Consider the following 21,563-nt stretch of genomic DNA (forward strand, 5'->3'; position numbering starts at 1 on the left):
TTGTTTAAAAAAATAATTAAAACCTTCTGGTTAATTATAAAAATTAAACAAATTAGAGAATGAAAAGAATTAACAAGACTATAGGTTATAATAAGTTGAAAGTAAGTCTGTTAAGACACGGTGACTGGAGTACTGTAATAAGAACGGAATAGGAGAACCCTAGAAAAATTGCTTGCTGCACACAATCAATGGTTTAAGAAAAGCCTTCTTCTAGAATCAAAAATTAAAAGAGGATCAATTAAACAAAACGAAAAAGAATGAATTTTTCAGTATAAAAAGTCTTAGTTCTAGAAACATAAGAGAACGTTATTACTTCTGGAAAAGCAAAACGCACTTTATTACAGAGAAGCCTTGAACAGGGATTCTCTGTAATAAAGACTTAGAAAATTTTACCCTCGAGTTGGAGAAAGAACTTCCGTTCCCGGTAAAAAGCCTTTTTCTAAAAACTCTAAAGAAGCTCCCCCACCGGTGGATACATGCGAGACCTGGGAAGAACACCCAGCTAGAGCAATAACAGCTGCGGCATCCCCTCCCCCAACTACGGTAGTAGCAGAGGGATGACGTGCTAGACAATTTGCAATAGCCATAGAGCCCTGATCAAAAGGAGGAACTTCGTAAACGCCGACAGGTCCATTCCAAAATACTGTCGCCGAAGCATCTATGATTTTACAAAATTCTTGAATCGTTTGCGTTCCGATATCCAGCCCCTCAAGATCTGCAGGAATTCCCTGATTTATGGACACTTCAGACCAGGAAACACCAGAATCACAGGTCTTAGCAACCTTTGCATCTACGGGAAGGACAATACGCACGTTACGCTGCTTAGCAATTTGCAAAACACGAGTAGCGAGTTCTATTCCCGACTCTTCCACTAGGGAATTCCCCACAGATTTCCCTAAAGCCTTTAAGAAAGTATAACCCATTCCTCCAGCAAGAAGTAAGTTATCTACTTGAGAAAGTAGAGCTTCTATAACACCAATTTTTGAAGACACCTTAGCTCCGCCTAGGATTGCTGTGAAGGGGCGCTTTGGAGAAATTAAAAGGTGCGTCCCTAAAAACTCGAGCTCTTTTTCCATAAGAAGCCCCGCTGCACATCTCCCTGGAAAAGCCTGGGGAACAGTATAAACAGAGGTGTGTTTCCTATGCGAAGTTCCAAACGCATCATTCACATAAAAATCCCCATAAGAGGAAAGTTCAGCGGCAAAAGCCGGATCTTCTTCAGGATGTTCTTCTCCTCTATGGAAACGCAGATTCTCTAGTATCAACACGCGTCCTGGAGAAAGCTGTGCAACAGCCTGGCGCGCAACTTCTCCGATACAATCGGGGGCAAGTGGCACATGGTGTCCTAAATATCCTTCTAAAACTTCAACAACAGGTTGTAGAGAATATTTCTCTTCGAATCCACTTCCTCTGGGGCGTCCTAGGTGACTCATTAAAATGACAGCCGCGCGTTTTTGCAATAGGTAATTAATCGTCGGCATTGCACTACGAATGCGGATATCATCAAGAATCTTCCCATCTTTTATAGGAACATTAAAATCTACACGAACTAAAACCTTCTTTTCTTCTGGGGAGAGGTCCCTGACTGTCAATCTATCCATTATACCTTGAGAAACTATCTAAGATGATTTCCCTATTTTTAATGGAAGAGAGCTCTTAAAGCAAAGAAAAATAGAATAGAGAGTATCGCTCCGGCAGGAAGAGTGATAAACCACGACATGACAATATCTTTAATAATATTTAAATTAATGGCGTGGATACCTCGGGCAAGGCCTATGCCTAAAACGGCACCAACAACCACGTGAGTTGTCGATATAGGCAAGCCCAATGCCGAAGCCAAAGCGATTGTCACAGCGGAACTTAAACCAGCAGAAAAGCCTCTTGATGGAGTGAGTTCTGTAATTTTACACCCTACGGTTTCAATTACGCGCCATCCCCAAATAGATAAACCGATGATTAAACCTATGCCCCCAAAAGCCATAAGCCCTATTAATGTGTAGGAGGAATATGTTTGAGGGTACGCATGTCTTAAAACTCCAGCAACAGGAGCTACGGCGTTAGCAACATCGTTAGATCCATGAGCAAATGCCATGAAACAGGCAATGATAATCTGTAAATAAGCGAAGATTCTCTCTACGATAAGATATTTTCTGCCGTAATTTCCTCCACATGTTTTTAAGCGGCAGAGCAAACTCCCTGGTTTAGGAGTGTCACAAATAAAAGAGCAATGTGGTGTATGCACATATTTGAACATAATTCCATAGGCAAGAGTCCCAGCAAGGCATACTAGCACCAGTGCCCAAGGAAGGGAGATTAATCGAGTAACTACACCACCACAAACAATAATGACCCCTAGAGTAACTATAACAAAAGCTGAGAGAAGGGGTGCTATACGAATCATCGCACCCACGGGATCGTTCTTGTATAAGATGTTTCTACGTATAAAAGAAAAGATCATGTAGGCAATGCCCCCGCCCATTAACGGGGAGATTATCCAGCTGACTAAAATTGTCCCTATAGATCCCCAGTAAATAACTGTACCTTTACCAAGGACAAGACCAAACCCAATTACAGCTCCGACAATAGAGTGCGTTGTAGACACTGGCCATCCAAAATAAGAGGCTAGTTGCAACCATACTCCTGTGGCTAATAAAGCTCCCGTCATGCCATACACATAATCTCCAGAAGCCATCAATGGATCTGAAACTGAAACTATACGACTTTCTATAGTCCCTGCAACGCGATCTCCAAGAAACAGAGCTCCTAAAAATTCAAAAATCGCGGCAATAACGACAGCCTGGCGTAGTGTTAATACTCCAGACCCCACACTAGGGCCTACAGCATTAGCAACATCGTTAGCTCCTATATTCCAAGAGGTGTAAAAACCACATAAGAGAACAAAAATGAGTAAAGCGAGCATGAAATATTACTTTTCTTCCAGTGTCATGTTAACTCGATGGGCAAGCTTTTCTGCACTATCGGATATGCCTGCTACACGCTTAACTATCTTCATCCATAAATAAAATTCTTTTTCAGGAATGATGAATTCATCAGAAAAGAATATTTGCATGATCTCTCTTTGAATAACATCACACTCGTGTTCTGCCTTCGCTACACGACTTACTAAAAAGCGCGCTTTATCGGCTTTACGCCCACCAAAAGAGCTTTCCAATAATTTATTGAATTCTTGTATGACCGTCATAGTAAGATCAAAAGTTTCAACACTTTTGTGTAAGAATTGAAAAAAGATTTTCTCAAATTCTGGATAAAAACGCAGTTTTCTCACAGTAAGTAGAATAGCTACGTCTTCAGAAACATCAGCAATGCTATCCTGTATAGAAATAATTTCCAGCAATCCAGCCCGAGATATAGGCATAAATAAACCTACGGGAAGGTGATTACGCATATCATTTTTTATACAATCTGCTTGATATTCCTTATCGGAAATACTCTTCGCTATTGTTTGTACCAGTTTGTAATCTCCATCACGTAAAGCCGTGAAGATCGGAACCATTTGCTGAACACAAAATGCTACAACTTCCAAGTGTGCTTGTAGCGGGGCAAAAGGAGACTGTCCGAACAGACGAGCAAGGGTTTGCATAAGAATACCTTTTTAGTAATAATAACGTGCTTTAACGATCTTGTAAATGACTTATGACTTATCCAATTTTACAGGTTAAAGAGCTATCAATAAGTCTGAATAAACGTCGGGTGTTCTATCCTATTGTCGAGTCATTATCTTTTGATCTACATAAAGGAAAGACTCTAGCAATTATTGGGGAATCGGGATCTGGGAAATCAGTAACAGCTCAAGCCCTCATGCAATTATTACCAGCCCCGTTATTTTCTGTATCAGGAAAAGTCCTTTTCCATGAGAAAGATTTGTTAGAAGCTCCAAAAGGGATCCTACGGTCTATTTTTGGAACAAAAATTTCCATGATTTTTCAAAATCCTCTATCTTCCTTAAATCCTGTTTTTACAATAGAACAACAATTTCAAGAGCTTATTCGAACCCATCTACACCTTCCACAAAAAGAAGGACGAGATAAAATTATTGAAGCTCTTACAAATACAGGATTTCATAACCCTGAACTTTGTTTAAAACTTTATCCTCACCAACTTTCTGGGGGAATGTTACAAAGAGTTTCCATCGCCATGGCTTTGCTTTCCTCTCCAGAGATTTTAATCGCTGATGAGCCAACAACAGCTCTCGATGTTTCTGTTCAATATCAGATCCTGCAATTACTCAAAGGTTTGCAAGAAAAGTTAGGAATGAGTTTGCTTATTATCACCCATAATATGGGAGTTGTTGCTGAAACCTCTGATGAAGTGCTTGTTCTCTATGCGGGAAGAATGGCAGAATATGCCCCTGTGAAGGAAATTTTCCACAATCCTAGCCATCCCTACACCCAAGATCTTCTTGCGTCTCGTCCTTCATTGCAAAGTGAAACGTTTAGAGCAATTCCTGGACAACCGCCCCGTTATAACGCTCTTCCTTCCGGATGTTGCTATTATCCAAGATGTTCAAAAGCTTATGGAAAATGTAAAGAAAAATCCCCAGACGTTCAAACTGTGAGGGAAGGACACAAAGTAAGGTGCTGGCTCTATGAATAATCCCCTAGTACAAGCCGATCAGCTAAAAAAATATTACTATAAGCGGACAAGTTGGTTTCGAAGAAAAACAATAGCAACCAAAGCCATTGATAATGTTTCTTTCTCCATACCCTCTGGGAAGATTGTGGGGCTAATTGGAGAATCAGGATCTGGAAAAACAACACTCGCGCTAGCTCTTTCAGGACTGTTATCGCTAACATCGGGCTACCTGTCTTTTAACAATACTCCAATTAAGCTGAATTCTAAACAAGATTTAAAAAAGCTCCGCTCTAGCGTGCGTATGGTATTTCAAAATCCCAAAGCTTCTTTAAATCCCAGAAAAACAATTTTTGAAAGTTTAGGCTATGCTCTTATTCATCATCGAATAATTACAAAAGATAAACTTCATTCTGTAGTTGGAGAAACTTTAGAGCTTGTAGGACTATCAGCAGATTATTTTTATCACTATCCTCACCAACTCTCGGGAGGTCAGCAGCAACGCGTATCTATAGCCAGAGCCTTACTAGGGGCTCCTAAGCTTATCATATGCGATGAAGTTGTTTCTGCATTAGATCTGTCTATGCAAGCTCAAATTCTGAATATGCTGTCCAACTTACAAAAAGAGTTACAACTAAGTTATCTCTTTATTTCGCATGATTTAGCTGTTGTTCGTTCTTTTTGCTCTGAAGTGCTTATTATGTACAAAGGAAAGATTGTTGAATCAGGAGCTACGGAAGAGATTTTCTTAAATCCCAAGCACCCCTATACACAAATGCTACTCAATTCGCAGCTACCAGATTTACCAGAACATCGCAGCGTTGAGAATAAATTAAAAGCTTACCAAAAGGACTCTTCGGAATTTCCATCTCCAACAGGGTGCGTTTTTTACAATCGCTGTCCTAAGAAACAAAAAACATGTCTTCAGGGACCTATTCCAGAACATACGGATGAGAATAAACACTCGTACCAATGTATTCTTTAGAGGATATTTGAAAGAGATTTAGACTCTCTTAAGAAACTAGGATTTTCTCATTAACCATTGTTCCAATTGTTTTAACTGCTCCTCGTCTTGAACATGCAGCGATACGCTATGATGAGAACCTTGAGATTTTATCGTCACTTTGTAGCCTAAAGACTGGCTAAGACGCTCTTGCATTTCCTGGTAATTCGAAGATGCTGAAGGTGTCTTTACACGTTCTTTGGAAGAGGAAGTGGATACAACCTCTCCTGCTAGCAATTTCTTTGCCTCTTGTTCGGCTTCGCGAACAGCAAGATGCTGCGAGATAATCTTTTCAGCGAGAATTTCTCGTAATTTAGGATCTTCGAGAGTAAGAATCACTTTAGCGTGTCCTAAAGTAATCTCCCCTGAATAAAGACTTTTCTGAATAGTTTCAGATAAGGAAAAAAGACGTAAGTAATTCGCCACTGTGGAGCGTTTTTTCCCCACTCTTAACGCTACCTTATCTTGAGTTAGCCCAAAAACATTAATGAGTTTTTTAAAAGCCTCTGCCATTTCCATAGGGCTAAGATTAACGCGTTGGATATTCTCTACAAGTGTTGCTTCTGCAGCAATATCATCAGCAATTACTTGCTTAAGAACGACAGGAATGATGGTATATCCCGCAAGCTGTAAAGCTCGCCAGCGACGCTCGCCAGCAATCAATTCATAATATAAAACTTTATCTCCGCTACGAATTTCACGAACCACAGGAGGATGAATTAAACCTACGGATTTTAAGGATGAAACTAATTCCTGAAGTTCTGAATCAGAAAATACCCGACGGGGTTGAAAGGGACTCACCCGAATACTATCGATAGCCACTTCTATTATTGTATCTTTATTGATAACTCCGCTCACAAATTACCTTCGCTATTTTCCTATCATCTCTGAAACATTTTCAGTGGCATAGAGATGCCGTTTATCCCAATTTATTGTAAGAAAAAATAGTATCACAGAAGTTTTTCTATCAAAAGAGCTTGTAGAAGTGAAGTGCTTTTTTTAGTGTTTCTTACTGTTAGAACATCTCAAATCAAGGAGTTTACGAAAAAAAATTTTCCAGATACACTGAGGAGTATTAAGCGCTTTGCACCCTAAAATCATGAAGAACTTACTATCCTCAATATGGAAAAGGGTTTATTCCTATTCATTTACTCTGACTCTCCTCGTGACCCTATCCGTATTTCTTACAGGAAAGATCATTTACAATTTTCAAAAAAATGATCGAGAAAAACATGATAGTATTCTTCTTCTTACAAAAACGGCAGAGTCTGCCGTTTGTCAAGGTTTCATCCCTCCGAAAACCGCTCTACCCATGTTAGAACGTGCTTATCGCATCGGTGGAAATTCCACAAAACCTTATGCGGGGTTTCTTTCCTCCTGTTTCTACATCCACAATGAGCCTTCACGCGGAGCTTATTATGCAGGTCTTGCCTATGGCAGCGGATCCCAATTCCGCATGCCATCCCCGGTTCAAGTGCTACTAAAAGAAATCACCGATGCTCAAGCTGCTCAAAATTACCCAACAGCCTTAGAAAAATCTTCTCAGCTTCTTCAACTTGCCGCTTCTTCTGAAGATTATCCCACATTACGTTTCCTCACCCTCCTAAGAATTATAGAAATCAAAGAAATCTTAAATCAAGACACCAAAACTGATTTTGAAGAACTCAAAACTTTGCCTCTGTTCAAGGAATTTGAACAGTTCTATAAAGATGGAGAGTGGACATTAACTAAACGTTTTGGCAAAAAACATTAACTGACCAATACCAAGGATCTGTATGCTCTCTCCTGTAGACACTCAAGAACTTCCTGAAGCCACTACAGACTCTTCGCTTTCTACACAAACAGCACCAGCTCCTTCTCCCCAACAGCCTCCGAAACTTCTCTCTGGATCTTTAGTCATATATCCTTATGAGGAAAACACCCCCCCCATCTTAAGGCAAGCGCATGCTTATTGTTTTAGCCTTTCGCCAAGTCTTCTTTTCTAAACAACCCGACCATTTAGAAAGATTACAGAGATATTTGTTGCTTCTTAAACAATCCTACCCGTTAGTGCTCCCCGGAGAACCAGTCAAAAAGCTATCTCTCATGATAACATTTGATCATGCTTCCGCGGACTTCTACTCTCATGTTTTCCCTTTTCTAAAAGCTCATAATATTCCTGCTGTTGTTGGGATAGCCTGGAGATATGTTGCTGATACGTCTGCTCTTTCCCTCCCTCTTGCACACCGTCTCGCTCCTAGCGAGACTTTAGCTTTCCAGGATGAAGTATTTGCCTATCATCAACCATTTTGCTCTCAACAAGAGCTGAAAACCCTTGCAGAGACTCCTTGTATACAATTAGCCTCGTCAGGATTTGCTATTCGCAATTTGCAATATTCTCCTCCCTATCTCGCAACAGAAATCTTTTTATCCAAATATTCTATAGAGAAAGCCCTAGGAAAAAAGCCCTTAGGCTTTTTCTATCCTTTTGGAAAATATGATCATGTGTGTGAACGGGTAGTTAAGAAATACTACCCCTTTTCTTTTGTTTTGGGAGATACGATAAATAGGAAAAATAAACAGCATGGGATTTATCGCTTAGATATGACACGAGCGGCCTATGTCTTGCCGAAATTTATCCTCAGCCCACAATATATTAAAAACTGGCTAATGGATAGGTGTAGACAAACATATCTACGCTGGCGTCCATACTCTCGAGAACGTATCAATTTTCAAGAAAGCTCGTCTAAATAAAGATTACACTCGCACTCTATCTAATATAACACGAAAAGCCGACAGAAACGTATCAATGTCTTCCTTATCGTTGTATATTCCTAAAGACACTCTAAGAACATGGCCTAAATTCCATCGATGCATAGCGGGTTGTGCGCATTGATGTCCTGTGCGAACAGCAATTCCCTGAAGATCTAGCAAACAACCGATATCAAAAGGATGCGCTCCTTGAACCCTCAAGCTAATTAAAGCTCCACGAGATTGGCTTTTGTCCGGACCTAATATATGCATGCCCGGTATAGTCATCAGCTCATTATATAGGTATTTCGTTAGCTCCTCTTCTTGCTGATACAAAGATTTAGGTAATGACTGTAAGTAATCTAAGGCTGCTCCCAATCCTAAGATAGAGGCAATGGGAGGAGTTCCTGCTTCAAATTTTAACGGGGAGGGAAGATATTCTGGATATTCGCTATCATAGACAGAGACCATATCCCCACCGCCTTCTACAGGAGGAAGTTTTTCTAACAACTCCTTCTTCCCATATAACACGCCTAATCCTGTGGGGGCATACATCTTATGTGCTGAAAAGGCATAGAAATCAATATCCCAATCAACAACATCTACAGGGGTGTGAGCAACTCCTTGAGCTCCATCTATAGCAATATAGGCCCCATATTGATGAGCTAGACTGGCTATTTGCTTTACAGGCTGAATACATCCTGTAACATTTCCTACATGTGCTATGCTAACAAAAGAAGCACCTGCTTTTAGCAAGGTTTCTAAATGTTCTAAATCTATAAAACCAGAGTCGTCCACGCGGATTTTTTTAACAAAAGATCCCCGTCTACGACAGGCCAATTCCCAAGATAAAACATTAGCATGGTGTTCTGCTTCAGACACCAATACTACCCCCCTTTCAGGAATGAAAGCATCGTTAGCCGATATGGCTAATAAGTTTAGGGCTGCTGTAGTTCCTCGAGTAAAAACAATTTCTTCATTATGCGAAGCACGTATCCATTCGCGAATTTTTCCACGAACAGCGTTATAATCTTCAGTAATATTTTTCGAAGAACTATACACATTACGATTTACAGTAGCGTAAGAGCTACTGTAAAAATCTGTGACAGCCTCTATGACTTTCTTAGGTTTGTGCGTAGTGGCCGCAGAATCTAGATAAACGTAGGACTCCCCCTGAAGCTTTTTATTAGAAAAAATAGGAAAGTCTTCTTTTATCCTACATACCATCTAGTGAATGCTCCTTCGTAATACTCTGATTTCGCATTTGCGCTGATAGTTTAGGAAAGGCATCCTGAGAAAGCCCCATGGATAAAAATCCTTGCACAAGTTTCTTCTGGGCTTCTTCTCGTGTCATCCCCCGAGATTGCATATAAAATATCTGCTGGGGATCTAACGGGCCTACAGTAGCTCCGTGAGAAGCTTTAACATCATCAGTAAGAATTTCTAGTCTTGGGAAAGTTGTTACACGAGCTTGATCACTAAGTAACAATGTGTCGTGCTTTTGATACGCGTCAGTAAACACTCCTCGGGAGGTTACATGAATACTCCCCTCAAAAAGAAAATGTCCAGAATACAATATCGATTTGATAGTTTGGCGCGATGTCGTTGATTCAGCATCATGATGCATAAAATTTCTCACCCAAGTTTTCTTTGGGGAAAGGGCTGAAACCAAAGACTCCCCATGAGAATTGCTGCCGATCATGGAAAAAGTATTATCAAACCATCCATAACCGCCAACATCTTCCTGAAGACGTTGGTATATAGAACAGGCCCCAAGTTCTTCAATAGTTGCTATATGCGTCCAACTTACCCTTTCCTCATTAATGTACTTGGGCTCCATCGTCAAGGTGAGTTCTGCCCCCTCAGATACAAAGACTTCTGTAACACCGTTAACTATAGCAAAACTTTGAGCAACACCACTTTCTCGTTCGGTATGGTGAGAGACTAATACTCGACAGCAAGAGCGTTTCCCTAAAATTAAAATAATCTTCGGAGAATAGATCACTCGATCATCTTGAGAAGTTGAAGAACAAATATGACGAATAAATAAAGTTTCGCTTACCTGAAACTTTTCAGGAACATAAATCACCACGCCTTCATCTTGAGCGCATACGGAGTTAAGAAAGGCTAGGGGTTGTGTATCTACGGCATATCTTTGAATGAAGGTAGAGAAAACAGACTGTGCTTCTTTTAAAGACATAGCCAAAACTCCCTCCGGTAATTGAGAAAGAGAAGGCTCGTATTTCCCATTAATTAAAACACATTCACAAGATAACGAATTCTTATGATGCAACCAATACTGCTTTGTTGTTTCAGATCCTCCATTGGCAATATGGTACTTCTCTGGGAACAGCATCAAGTCTTTAATCCAGGGAAAGCTAGAGAAAACCTCTTTAAAAGACTCAGACTGAAAGTGCGTACTGTAACACGCTTGCGCCGCTTGATGAATGGGAGAATCTTTTGCTATAGAAAAGCTATGCTCTAAAAAACCCAACATATTACCCCCAAGAAGAGCATGCTAACACTTCGTGATAACTTTTTTCTTCGAGTTCTCGCATCAAGGAAACCCCTCCGGAACAAGCTATTCTGCCTTCTAGTAGAATATGCACCTGATCGGGTTGAAGAAGATTCCCTAACTTAGGGTTATGTGTAACTATACAAATAGCACTTTTAGGATGAAGTTCCCGATACTTCTCAATGGTTTTGCATATTACTCTCAAAGCATCAACATCTAAACCTGAATCGGGTTCGTCTAACAGTATCATTTCGGGCTCTAAAACCAGCATTTGCCAAATTTCGTTTTTCTTCCTCTCTCCGCCAGAAAATCCCTCATTGATATTTCTTCCCAAGAAATGATCAAACGATTCAAATTCATAAGTTTCCGACACAGAAGATAAAAGCAAATCAAATTCAACTTCTGTGATCTCTTCTTCCTGACGAGAACGCCTACAGGCGTTATAGGCATCCTTTAGAAAAAGCCTATTGTTCACTCCAGGAATTTCTGGAGGTTGCTGGAATCCAATAAATAATCCCATTTGTGCCCGTTCTTCAGGAGCTTTTTCTAATAGATCTTGATCTAACAGGCTGATATCTCCAGAAATAATAGATACGCTATCATCTCCCGACAGCACTTTCGCGAAGGTAGATTTTCCTGCTCCATTAGGGCCCATAATAATATGTAATTCTCCTGGACGCACATGCAAATTTAAATCATCCAAGATTTTAACATCCTCACAACATACGTGTAAGTTTTGTATATGCAGCATCAACTACCCCACACTATTTTCCAACTTAACAAACAATAGTTTCGAGGCTTCTCTAGCAAATTCTAAAGGCAGCTGTTCGATAATCTCACGGCAAAAACCGTGGACGACTAAACTTACAGCTTCTTCAGCGCTTAATCCCCGACTACGCAAATACATTAACTGATCTGCTCGCAATTTTGATGTTGTTGCCTCATGCTCAACAGACGACATGGTATTCTCTACTGAAATCTTAGGATCAGTATAAGCCCCACATGTCTGCCCAATCAGCATCGAATCACATTGTGTGTAATTACGACTTCCAACAGCTCCTTTAGAAATAGAAACAAGACTCCTAAAGGTATTATGAGACTCGTCCGAAGAAATCCCCTTGGAAACTATTGTCGAAGTTGTTTTTTCCCCCACATGAATCATCTTCGTCCCGGTATCAGCTTGCATCTTACCATTTGTCAAAGCGATAGAGAAAAACTCTCCAACGCTTTCTTTCCCCCTCAAAATGCAACTAGGATACTTCCAAGTAATCGCCGCTCCAACTTCAACCTGAGACCAAGAGATTTTTGACTTATAACCCGCGCATAAACCACGCTTGGTTACAAAATTATATACCCCGCCTTTGCCGGTTTTCTTATCTCCAGAAAACCAATTCTGCACGGTAGAATAACGCACGACGGCTCGTTCATGCGCCACTAATTCTACAACAGCTGCGTGCAGCTGATTTGAAGAATATGACGGAGCTGTACATCCTTCAAGATAACTCACAAACGAATCATCTTCTGCGATAATTAACGTACGCTCGAACTGCCCCGACTCCTTATCATTAATTCTAAAATACGTAGAAATCTCCATAGGGCAACGCACGCCCTTTGGAATGTAGACAAAAGAACCGTCACTAAATACAGCAGCATTTAAAGCTGCGAAATAATTGTCCCTATAAGAAACAACTGAACCTAAATATTTTTTTATCAAATCCGGATGTTCTCGAATCGCCTCGCTCATGGAGCAGAAAATTACTCCGGCTTTATCCAAAGCTTCTTTAAACGTTGTCCCTATAGACACGGAATCAAAAACTAGATCCAAGGCAACATTCTTCACATTTAATAGACGCTTTTGTTCATCTAAAGGAATCCCCAACTTTTTAAAAGTTTCTAAAATTTCAGGATCTGCCTCTTCTAAACGCCCTAAAGGATTTTTTTGCTTTGGAGCAGAAAAATAGACGATGTCCTCATAATCAATGGGACTGTATTTCAGCCTAGCCCAAGCAGGCTCTTGCAGCTTTTTCCAATGACGATAGGCTTTTAAACGGAAATCTAAAATAAAAGAAGGCTCATTGCGCAACTGAGAAATTTTCTTGATGGTCTCTTCTCTAAGTCCCTTAGTCAATCCTTCAGACTCTATGGGTGTGACGAAACCATAAGGATAGTCATCTTGAGTCTGTAAAAAATCTTCTATGGATTGGCTCATAACGCCCAGCCTCTGCGCACGTAATATTATTGTGTAGATCTACACAAGGGCTTACCCAGATTAGCAAATTTTCAATATTTTTCGAAGCATTAAAGATGGGCGTGAAAGAAAAAGCGAGGCTTGGACTTTCACGCCCGTTTAGAAAAGAATGACAACTTTTGCACATTCTTTCAAAGATCGTGTCTCGTGTCCCTTAAGATATAAAACCTTGAAACACAAAACCATTTCAGATCCTTACCTTTTTGCCCCAAAAACTTCTGTTTTGCAATATTTTTTTATATTTTACACAAACTTAATGGGCTCAAAAAAATAGTTTATCTTAAAACAACCTTATAATTTTATTTTTAAGGGAGGACATCCAGCCTACGCTCAAAGTGTCCTGAAGACACTGTTTTTTGCAGCAAAGGAGCGAACATGGAATCCTTCACGGTTAAAAACGACAGTTCTTTTTCTGCTTTTTCCGTTTGCCCTTCCATATGATAAAGGTAACCGAGAAGATAGTGCGAACGCTCATGTTCTAAATTAATGCCAAGCGCACGGTGGAAAGCATCTGATGCTTGCTGATTTTGCTTGAGGTCCATGTGAGCAAGCCCCACATAAAAATGCGCATCAGCATCTTCTTCATTTAAAAAAAGAGCTTCTTGAAAAGCTTTTAAAGCTAATCGTGTTTTATCTAAGGTGAGGTAGCATAAACCTAAGTTATAATGACCATCGGATAAATCCGGGCGCAACTGAACGACCCTTTCGTAAGCCTCCGTAGCCCTGTCCCATTGCTTATGGCGAGAGAGTAAGTAGCCCAATTTTATCCATGCCTTCCAATATAGAGGATTTTTACTTACTGCTGTCTCTAATAACGCAATAGCATCTTTCTCATTGCCCATATCTGTTAAAACAACGGACTTATTGTATAAACTTTGCGGATTCCAGGGATCTAATTCTAAGATTTTATCAAAGCATTCGATTGCTTCAATATATTGACCTAAGCGATGGTACACCCCGCCTAAGCTAAACCAACATTCCGCATCATCAGGATGTAAAACAACATAGGCGCGATATTGCTCAACCGCCTCTTCACAACGATTATCACGATCTAAAGCCACACCGTAACAATAACGCAAATAGCTATCACCCGGCTCGGACTCCAATCCCTTTGTACACCAAGTTAACGCCTCGGGAATCCTTCCAGATTCTAAAGCAATAATTCCCAAATAGCAGTAGGCTAGCGCTGCTGTCGGATCTAGCTCTAAAGTTTCTTTTAGTCTTTGTTCTGCCTGTTCGTATTCCCCACTCAAAAAGAAATTAATTCCTGAGCAGAGAAATTCTTTCGCTAGATGTTTTGCAGCTTCTTCCATGAATGTTTCTCCTGGCACACAAGTTCGTTGACCTCACGTTTCACAGGAGCAAAAAGCGTGCCATTCCTCATCGACCCGCCGAAAAAACTTCTTTTTTTCTTATTTTATCCCACTTCTCTATCATCTTTACAGCAATAGGAGCCGCATCTCTTCCAAACTCTCCGAGACGCAAATAGACTACAACAACAATATCAGGATGTGTAAGTTCTGCATCCGAAAATCCGACAGCACCAAACCATACGTGCTTCATTTTCATACTTCCGTATTGCCGATCTAAACTTGCACGAACTATCGATTCCGCCGTGCTTGTTTTCCCAATAATACGAGCGAGTAATTCTGGACTAAATTGATCGTGAATACTTCGTGTTGTTCCGTAATTCCCCCAAATCACGTTGTGCATGCCTGATTTCAATAACTCTGTTATACATTCAGGCATAAACACATCCCTTTTTTTCACAGGTTGCGTTCCACAAAACTCTTCACCATCCCCCTCACCTAAAACCAAGTTGGGGACATACAAAGATCCTCCGTTGACTAAGGCCGCCATCATTACGGCCGTTTGCAAAGGAGTGACAACAAGAGTATGCTGACCTATAGCAGTGGCATACAATCCCGAACGATTGTATGCCACATCCTGAGGAATCGCCCCTGCATACTCACCAGGTAATCCCACGCCTGTTTTCTCTCCGAATCCAAACAAAGATGCCGCGTGGCATAAATCTTCAGGATCGGAAAGATGCTCGCCAACAAGTAAGGAAAAATACGGATTGCTTGACATCTCTAAAGCAGAAATCAGGTCAATACGTCCACGCCCAAAATAATCATTCTTAGGCAAAATCCCCCCACGATAAAACGAAGGGATAGGAGATCCATCTTTAAAAAAACCCACGTGGGGCTTGGCACTTGTATATCCAAAAGATTGTCTATCAATAATAACAAACAATCGAGACAAATAGTCTACATCAACATTCCCCCGCAAAACTTCTTGAGATAAAACAGAATAAGCGGAAACCAACTTGAAAATAGACCCTAGAGTTGCTGCTTGACCAAAGGCATGTGGCCGCAGATATCCATAACCATAAGCAGGATAAAATGCTGCGGCCAAATCCTGTTCTTTTTGAGGAACGTTCCTTGTAAGCATCGGAACATAATTGCCATAAAGAGGCCTTTGAAGCTCTGAAAATTCCCTAAAGGATAAAAACAAATGCAATAAATCTATTGAGCAATTAGAAAACTTCTGCTTTAAAAACTCGTAATGCCCATACCAAGGCAAAGCCTTATGCGCGCCACCTTCAAGCTCCTCTTTCCATACAGCAAGAGATTCATAATACGCTTTTAGATACTCCGTTTCACCCTGCCCCGAAAGCAAGAAAACTAAAAACTTATCGAGATAACAACGACTGAAATCCTGATATTGCGCACGCTTCTCTTCTAACAAATAATCCACATAGGGTGTAGGATATCGCTGTTTTCTTTCGCTTTCTTCCCTACGCTTAACCTCTAAAAACTTAGCAAAATAGAGCTTTCTCCACTCTTTAAAATCTACCTCAGCAAAAACATCCTCGACTATCTTAGAAAACGCGCTACGCAATGCTACGTAATGCCCCTGGCATTCGAAAAACTCTGATAAAGAAAAAGTGCCTACCGATGAAATGAGCTCTGGATGAAATTTTGAAGGATCAACAACCATTCGAAAAAGATCCACAAGCAAAATCTTGTCATAATTTGCTGGAAGTTCAGCAAAAAACGGTTCCAGTTCTTGCTTAATATCCTCAATCTCTTGCTCATGATCTCTAAGACAACGAGCAATCCATTGCTGTTGCTTTACAGAAATCACCCTTCCTATCGCAATATGTTCTTGCTCAGCAGGAAACACAGCATCAAAGATGGAAGAGCAAAAACAATGTCCTTCAGAATAAGAAAATAAATCCACTAACCGCCCTACACTATGCTGTATCTTAACAGCATTTTCCACAGTGCCGTAGCGCTTAATAACAGACTTAACTTCTGAAGTATTCGGCAAAATAAAGTCTAAAAAATAATCGAACGTAAGGGAAAGCTCCTCATCGTAGCACAAACCCGTAAAAGGATTTCGTCTTTCACGACGCAAGGGGACTTTCCTATCATAAACTTCTGCAATGTGTTCGGTATTTTCCAGCCACCGATATACCGCAGATCGCGCTTCAGAGTCCGAGCTTATCCGCATATCGATAAAATCATTGTTATTATATCGCGGGGATGATGCCATGGCCAATATCTGGCCATTATTAGGATCTAAAGCAATAATGGCTCCACCCTTAATCCATGGGAATAAAGGGGGTAGGAATTTTTGTTTTTTTAAAGACTGAGATGAACGAAACTGTTCTGTTCTTTCATGTTCTAAAAGCAAAGCATCTGCAAACTCTTGTAATTCTGCCGACAACGTCAACCACAATCTTTTCCCAGGAGTTGCAGCGATCTCATTAAGTCCTTGTATAAAGTTTCCACGACGATCTACGAGAACCGTTTTTTTCCCTATCTGTCCTCGCAATTTCCCGTCCCAATATGCCTCTATACCCTGTTTCCCCACCAACGCATTCAAACTGTAAGCATTGTTCTCTAAAGAATTTAATAAAGAACGCACCTGATCGATACTGGCTAAACCTTCAGGAAACTTTGGATCCTCGCCCTCTTCATATGCTCGAACACATTCTCGCAATTTACTCAACTCATGCGTTACTCTCTTATATTCTTGAGCACTAATAGGACCTACATAACCTAAAATGTCGGAACCCGCCTTCCCCAAGGGATAATAACGCCGTACCGAAGGCTCGACATGTAGCCCCGGCCAATGTTTTGACATCATCTTTAATCTTAAGTATGTACGCTCAGAAACATTGGCCTGAACTAAATAGGGCACTGAACCTAGCACAGAAGCTTTAGCATGAATATTGTCTTCTATTGCCTCTTTATCTAAATGTAGTTCTTGAGCAAGGAGTTCCGATAAACGAGCTATGTAGTTTTTTCTCACAGGAATAAGCTCTCGAGAACCATCAGAACAAGCATGCCATGCCCTAGCCGGCAAATCACGAATAGAACCGTAAGCTACGCTTACATCGTACTGCATCTTATTTTCCGCCAAGACTTTGCCAAAACGATCACAAATAGCCGCACGCTCAACAAGTTCAGGAATTATTCTTGTTTGCGGTTTATAGGCCTCTTCTAACTTCTGATCATGCTCAACAACAGCTAGATGCCACAAACGTACAGCAATTATCGCTAAAGCAACGATAATTCCTGATAGCAGTCTGTTTGTCTTTTCTGGGACAGTAAGATAAGAACGACGTTTATTCGCTGGCTTCATAAAACAAATACTAGAGTCTCAACCATTGTCTGGCAAGTGATTCAACGGATTGCAAACTAGGTTTTACAAAGCACAAAACAAACACAAATTTTGCTCTCACGAAACATCGCGAATAAAACATAAAAACGAAAATCATCAAAAACATTAATGTTTTATTAAGCAATTTCGATTTGTTTTATTTGCAAAAACAAAGAATAACTCACAAAGATTCAAATATAAGAAAGTCTATTTAAACTCTTCTGTACGGGCAATTCCAACTTATTCTAAGTGGCATAAGAAATAAAAGTGTGTACAAAAATCTATTAGCCCATTTATTAGCGTATTTAAGGAGTTATGGCTTGAAACCTATGCCTGAAAACTGTCTTTTTTCTTATCGTCTTTACTATAATAAGAAAAGTTTGTTATGTTTTCGAATAATGAACTGTATGTTCATGCTTAAGGCTGTTTTCACTTGCAAGACACTCCTCAAAGCCATTAATTGCCTACAGGATATCTTGTCTGGCTTTAACTTGGACGTGGTGCCGCCAGAAGAGCAAATTAGAATAGCGAGCACAAAAAGAAAAGATACTATGCATAATCTTTAGAGGTGAGTATGAAAAAACTCTTAAAATCGGCATTATTATTTGCCGCTGCGGGTTCCGCTCTCTCCTTACAAGCCTTGCCTGTAGGGAATCCAGCTGAACCAAGTTTATTAATCGATGGCACTATGTGGGAAGGTGCTTCAGGAGATCCTTGTGATCCTTGTGCTACTTGGTGTGATGCTATCAGCATCCGTGCAGGATTCTACGGAGATTATGTTTTCGATCGTATATTAAAAGTTGATGTTAATAAAACCATCAGCGGAATGGCTGCGGCTCCAACAGCAGCTTCTGGAACTGCAAGCAACACCACTGTCGCTGCCGACAGATCAAATTTTGCCTACGGCAAACATCTTCAAGATGCCGAATGGTGCACCAATGCTGCTTACTTAGCATTAAATATTTGGGATCGTTTTGATGTTTTCTGCACGCTAGGAGCGTCTAATGGTTACTTCAAAGCAAGTTCTGATGCATTTAACCTTGTCGGATTGATTGGTCTTGCAGGAACTGATTTCGCCAATCAGCGTCCAAACGTTGAAATTTCTCAAGGCATTGTAGAGCTATACACAGATACCGCATTTTCTTGGAGCGTTGGTGCTCGCGGAGCTTTGTGGGAATGTGGTTGTGCAACTTTGGGAGCTGAATTCCAATATGCTCAATCCAATCCTAAAATTGAAATGCTCAATGTAACCTCTAGCCCAGCACAATTCATGATACACAAGCCTAGAGGATACAAAGGGACTGCAGCAAACTTCCCCTTACCTGTAGCAGCTGGCACAGCAACTGCAACAGATACTAAATCAGCTACTGTTAAGTACCATGAATGGCAAGTAGGATTGGCTCTTTCATACAGATTGAACATGCTTGTTCCATACATTGGGGTAAATTGGTCAAGAGCTACTTTCGATGCTGACACTATCCGCATTGCTCAACCTAAATTGGCCTCAGCAATCCTAAACTTAACAACCTGGAACCCAACTCTTTTAGGAGTGGCCACAACTTTAGACACCTCCAACAAATATGCTGACTTCATGCAAATCGTTTCTATGCAAATCAACAAGATGAAGTCTAGAAAAGCTTGTGGTATTGCTGTTGGAGCAACTTTAATCGACGCTGATAAATGGTCCATTACTGGTGAAGCACGCTTAATCGACGAAAGAGCTGCTCACATTAATGCTCAATTCAGATTCTAAGGATTTAGTTTACGCTATTCCAACTTTTTGTCCCGCTATCAGAACCTAGGGCGTCTAGGTTCTGATTTTTTTATTTCCCCACCTCTTATCAAACTCTTCAAATCTCTTTTCTAAAATCCTTCCGCAAAAAAAATTCTCCCTAGCTAAAAATTTCTAAAAGCTAGAAAGCTAGAGATTACAATCTTGCGCAAAAAGCTTTATTAAATTATTATCTCCTATTTAACGCGCCCGTAGCTCAATGGTAGAGCTGTAGCCTTCCAAGCTACCGGTGTCAGTTCGATTCTGATCGGGCGCTTTCCTAAACGTTGCCAAGACTGAAATCTTGACGCTGGATCAAGATGCCATTGTTAACATATTCAAGAAATAGAGGTACAAAGCTTGGAAGAATCACTATGCAATCTTTCGGTTAAAGACTTAATGGAAGCAGGGGCTCATTTCGGGCACCAAACGCGAAGATGGAACCCAAAGATGAAACTTTACATCTTTGAGGAGAAAAATGGTCTTTACATTATCAATTTAGCCAAAACTCTTTACCAGTTACGTAAAGCTCTTCCCCAAGTCTGTAAGGTTATCAAAGAAAACAAGCCTATTCTCTTTGTAGGAACTAAAAAACAAGCCAAATGTGTGATCAAAGAAGCCGCTATAGAAGCTGGCGAGTACTTTGTGGCAGAAAGATGGTTAGGTGGCATGTTAACCAACATGACGACCATTAGAAATTCCATCAAAACTTTGGACAAAATTGAAAAAGATCTTACCCAAAATAGTTCTTACCTTACGAAAAAAGAAATCGCTTTACTAGCAAAACGTCATCAAAAACTATTGAAAAACTTGGAAGGTATCCGTTACCTAAGAAAAACTCCTGGTTTAGTCATAGTTGTTGACCCTGGCTATGAAAAAATTGCTGTTGCTGAAGCTAAGAAGCTCGGCATTCCCGTATTGGCTTTAGTCGACACGAACTGTGATCCAACACCCATCGATCATGTTATCCCCTGTAACGATGACTCGTTAAAAAGCATTCGCTTAATTATCAGCGCTATTAAAGACGCCATCGTTAACACCAAGAAAAAACTTGGGGTTGAGATCGTTTCTCCAATCAAAGCTTTAACTAGCGACGAAGAAGCCAATTCCTCTGCAGAAGAAAACGAAAATCGTCAAGAAGACCTATTAGCAAAAAAATACGACAGTAGTGAGGCTAACTAATGAGCAACTTTTCTATGGAAACCCTTAAACTCTTAAGACAGCAAACCGGTGTAGGGTTAACCAAATGTAAGGAAGCTCTAGCTGAATGTAATGGAAATCTTGAAGAGGCGGTAGTTTACTTACGCAAACTAGGCCTTGCTTCGGCCAGCAAAAAAGAACATAGAGAAACAAAAGAAGGTGTTATTGCTGCAAAGAGTGATGCTCGCGGCACGGCTATTGTTGAAGTGAACGTAGAAACTGACTTCGTTGCTAATAACGCCGTATTTCGATCTTTTGTTGATGGCCTTGTTGAAGACGTCTTAAATCATAAAGCAGACAATGTTGATGCTTTGCTACAACTTCCTTCTTTTCAAGATGCTTCTCTTACAGTTGATGAATTGCGCGCCGTCACTATGCAAACTGTCGGCGAAAACATTCGCATCAGCAGAATCAAATATTTTCCAAAAACAACAGAAGAAAGTGTTGGGATTTACTCCCACGGTAACGGGAAAGCTGTTTCTATCACAATTCTTTCTGGACTTTCTGATCAAGAAAGCCTTGCCAAAGACATTTCCATGCATATCGTTGCAGCTCAACCCCTATTTTTAAGCAAAGAAAGTGTTCCTGAAGACGCTCTAGCGAAAGAAAAAGAAATCATTTCTTCTCAAATACAAGGGAAACCCCAAGCAGTTATTGATAAAATTATCAGTGGTAAATTGGGAACATTCTTCCAAGATGTTTGCCTGCTAGAACAAGCCTATATTAAAAATCCTGATACAACAATTCAACATTTAATTAACGGCGTCAGCAAGACTAGTGGCAATTCCGTCGAAGTGAAAGAATTCATTTTATGGAAAATAGGTGCTTAATA

18 protein-coding genes and 1 tRNA gene are annotated in these 21,563 nt (G+C 40.4%); 9 read left to right on the plus strand and 10 right to left on the minus strand.

Annotated elements, in window-relative coordinates:
* Positions 1-389 precede the first annotated feature (389 nt).
* From CF_RS04735 to CF_RS04745, 3 genes are read right to left on the minus strand one after another with little or no spacing between them, the layout of a single operon-like run.
* Positions 390-1,601: a phosphoglycerate kinase gene (locus CF_RS04735; RefSeq protein WP_011458488.1), complete on the minus strand. Its 1,212-nt coding sequence runs from the start codon at positions 1,599-1,601 to the stop codon at positions 390-392.
* Between the two features lie 38 nt (positions 1,602-1,639).
* Complete coding sequence (locus CF_RS04740; protein ID WP_011458489.1) at positions 1,640-2,920, minus strand: inorganic phosphate transporter; 1,281 nt, start codon at positions 2,918-2,920, stop codon at positions 1,640-1,642.
* Positions 2,921-2,926: 6 nt separating this feature from the next.
* Positions 2,927-3,601 carry a TIGR00153 family protein gene (locus tag CF_RS04745; protein ID WP_011458490.1) on the minus strand — a complete coding sequence of 225 codons (675 nt, stop codon included), beginning with the start codon at positions 3,599-3,601 and terminating at the stop codon, positions 2,927-2,929.
* Between the two features lie 53 nt (positions 3,602-3,654).
* Here CF_RS04745 and CF_RS04750 point away from each other — a divergent pair, with 53 nt between their 5' ends.
* The gene (locus CF_RS04750) at positions 3,655-4,614 is read left to right on the plus strand and encodes an ABC transporter ATP-binding protein (protein WP_011458491.1); all 960 of its coding nucleotides are present in this window, start codon (positions 3,655-3,657) and stop codon (positions 4,612-4,614) included.
* Positions 4,607-5,575 carry an oligopeptide/dipeptide ABC transporter ATP-binding protein gene (locus CF_RS04755; protein ID WP_011458492.1) on the plus strand — a complete coding sequence of 323 codons (969 nt, stop codon included), beginning with the start codon at positions 4,607-4,609 and terminating at the stop codon, positions 5,573-5,575. Before CF_RS04750 ends, CF_RS04755 begins: the two co-directional genes overlap by 8 nt.
* 36 nt (positions 5,576-5,611) lie before the next feature.
* Here CF_RS04755 and CF_RS04760 read toward each other — a convergent pair whose 3' ends face one another.
* On the minus strand, positions 5,612-6,451 hold the full coding sequence (locus CF_RS04760; protein WP_011458493.1) for a ParB/RepB/Spo0J family partition protein: 840 nt from the start codon (positions 6,449-6,451) through the stop codon (positions 5,612-5,614).
* A gap of 241 nt (positions 6,452-6,692) precedes the next feature.
* On the opposite strand from CF_RS04760, the gene CF_RS04765 reads away from it, so the two are divergent.
* From CF_RS04765 to CF_RS04775, 3 genes are read left to right on the plus strand one after another with little or no spacing between them, the layout of a single operon-like run.
* Positions 6,693-7,346 carry a hypothetical protein gene (locus CF_RS04765; RefSeq protein WP_011458494.1) on the plus strand — a complete coding sequence of 218 codons (654 nt, stop codon included), beginning with the start codon at positions 6,693-6,695 and terminating at the stop codon, positions 7,344-7,346.
* 22 nt (positions 7,347-7,368) lie between these two features.
* Positions 7,369-7,578, plus strand: coding sequence for a hypothetical protein (locus CF_RS04770; RefSeq protein ID WP_041468038.1), 210 nt, complete (start codon positions 7,369-7,371; stop codon positions 7,576-7,578).
* Positions 7,538-8,326: a polysaccharide deacetylase family protein gene (locus CF_RS04775; RefSeq protein WP_011458495.1), complete on the plus strand. Its 789-nt coding sequence runs from the start codon at positions 7,538-7,540 to the stop codon at positions 8,324-8,326. The genes CF_RS04770 and CF_RS04775 overlap by 41 nt, the downstream gene beginning before the upstream one ends.
* Before the next feature lie 3 nt (positions 8,327-8,329).
* Here CF_RS04775 and CF_RS04780 read toward each other — a convergent pair whose 3' ends face one another.
* The 6 genes from CF_RS04780 to CF_RS04805 all read right to left on the minus strand — a co-directional run bounded on the left by CF_RS04780 (position 8,330) and on the right by CF_RS04805 (position 17,742).
* Positions 8,330-9,550: a SufS family cysteine desulfurase gene (locus CF_RS04780; protein ID WP_011458496.1), complete on the minus strand. Its 1,221-nt coding sequence runs from the start codon at positions 9,548-9,550 to the stop codon at positions 8,330-8,332.
* Positions 9,540-10,820: a SufD family Fe-S cluster assembly protein gene (locus CF_RS04785; RefSeq protein ID WP_011458497.1), complete on the minus strand. Its 1,281-nt coding sequence runs from the start codon at positions 10,818-10,820 to the stop codon at positions 9,540-9,542. The genes CF_RS04780 and CF_RS04785 overlap by 11 nt, the downstream gene beginning before the upstream one ends.
* Before the next feature lies 1 nt (position 10,821).
* The gene (gene sufC / locus CF_RS04790; RefSeq protein WP_011458498.1) at positions 10,822-11,589 is read right to left on the minus strand and encodes a Fe-S cluster assembly ATPase SufC; all 768 of its coding nucleotides are present in this window, start codon (positions 11,587-11,589) and stop codon (positions 10,822-10,824) included.
* A gap of 3 nt (positions 11,590-11,592) precedes the next feature.
* Entirely contained in the window at positions 11,593-13,047 is a 1,455-nt protein-coding gene (sufB, locus tag CF_RS04795) for a Fe-S cluster assembly protein SufB (protein WP_011458499.1), read from the minus strand.
* A 344-nt stretch (positions 13,048-13,391) separates the two neighbouring features.
* On the minus strand, positions 13,392-14,399 hold the full coding sequence (locus CF_RS04800; protein WP_011458500.1) for a tetratricopeptide repeat protein: 1,008 nt from the start codon (positions 14,397-14,399) through the stop codon (positions 13,392-13,394).
* A gap of 67 nt (positions 14,400-14,466) precedes the next feature.
* Positions 14,467-17,742: a penicillin-binding transpeptidase domain-containing protein gene (locus tag CF_RS04805; protein WP_011458501.1), complete on the minus strand. Its 3,276-nt coding sequence runs from the start codon at positions 17,740-17,742 to the stop codon at positions 14,467-14,469.
* Positions 17,743-18,334: 592 nt separating this feature from the next.
* Here CF_RS04805 and CF_RS04810 point away from each other — a divergent pair.
* From CF_RS04810 to tsf, 4 genes are all read left to right on the plus strand, one after another.
* The gene (locus CF_RS04810; protein WP_011458503.1) at positions 18,335-19,513 is read left to right on the plus strand and encodes a porin; all 1,179 of its coding nucleotides are present in this window, start codon (positions 18,335-18,337) and stop codon (positions 19,511-19,513) included.
* Positions 19,514-19,737: 224 nt separating this feature from the next.
* Positions 19,738-19,808, plus strand: a tRNA-Gly gene (locus CF_RS04815).
* Positions 19,809-19,891: 83 nt separating this feature from the next.
* The gene (gene rpsB / locus CF_RS04820) at positions 19,892-20,713 is read left to right on the plus strand and encodes a 30S ribosomal protein S2 (protein ID WP_011458504.1); all 822 of its coding nucleotides are present in this window, start codon (positions 19,892-19,894) and stop codon (positions 20,711-20,713) included.
* Positions 20,713-21,561 (plus strand): translation elongation factor Ts, encoded by an 849-nt coding sequence (gene tsf, locus CF_RS04825; protein ID WP_011458505.1) that lies wholly within the window; start codon positions 20,713-20,715, stop codon positions 21,559-21,561. The genes rpsB and tsf overlap by 1 nt, the downstream gene beginning before the upstream one ends.
* Positions 21,562-21,563: the final 2 nt, after the last annotated feature.

This window comes from Chlamydia felis Fe/C-56, assembly GCF_000009945.1.
Lineage (GTDB): Bacteria > Chlamydiota > Chlamydiia > Chlamydiales > Chlamydiaceae > Chlamydia > Chlamydia felis.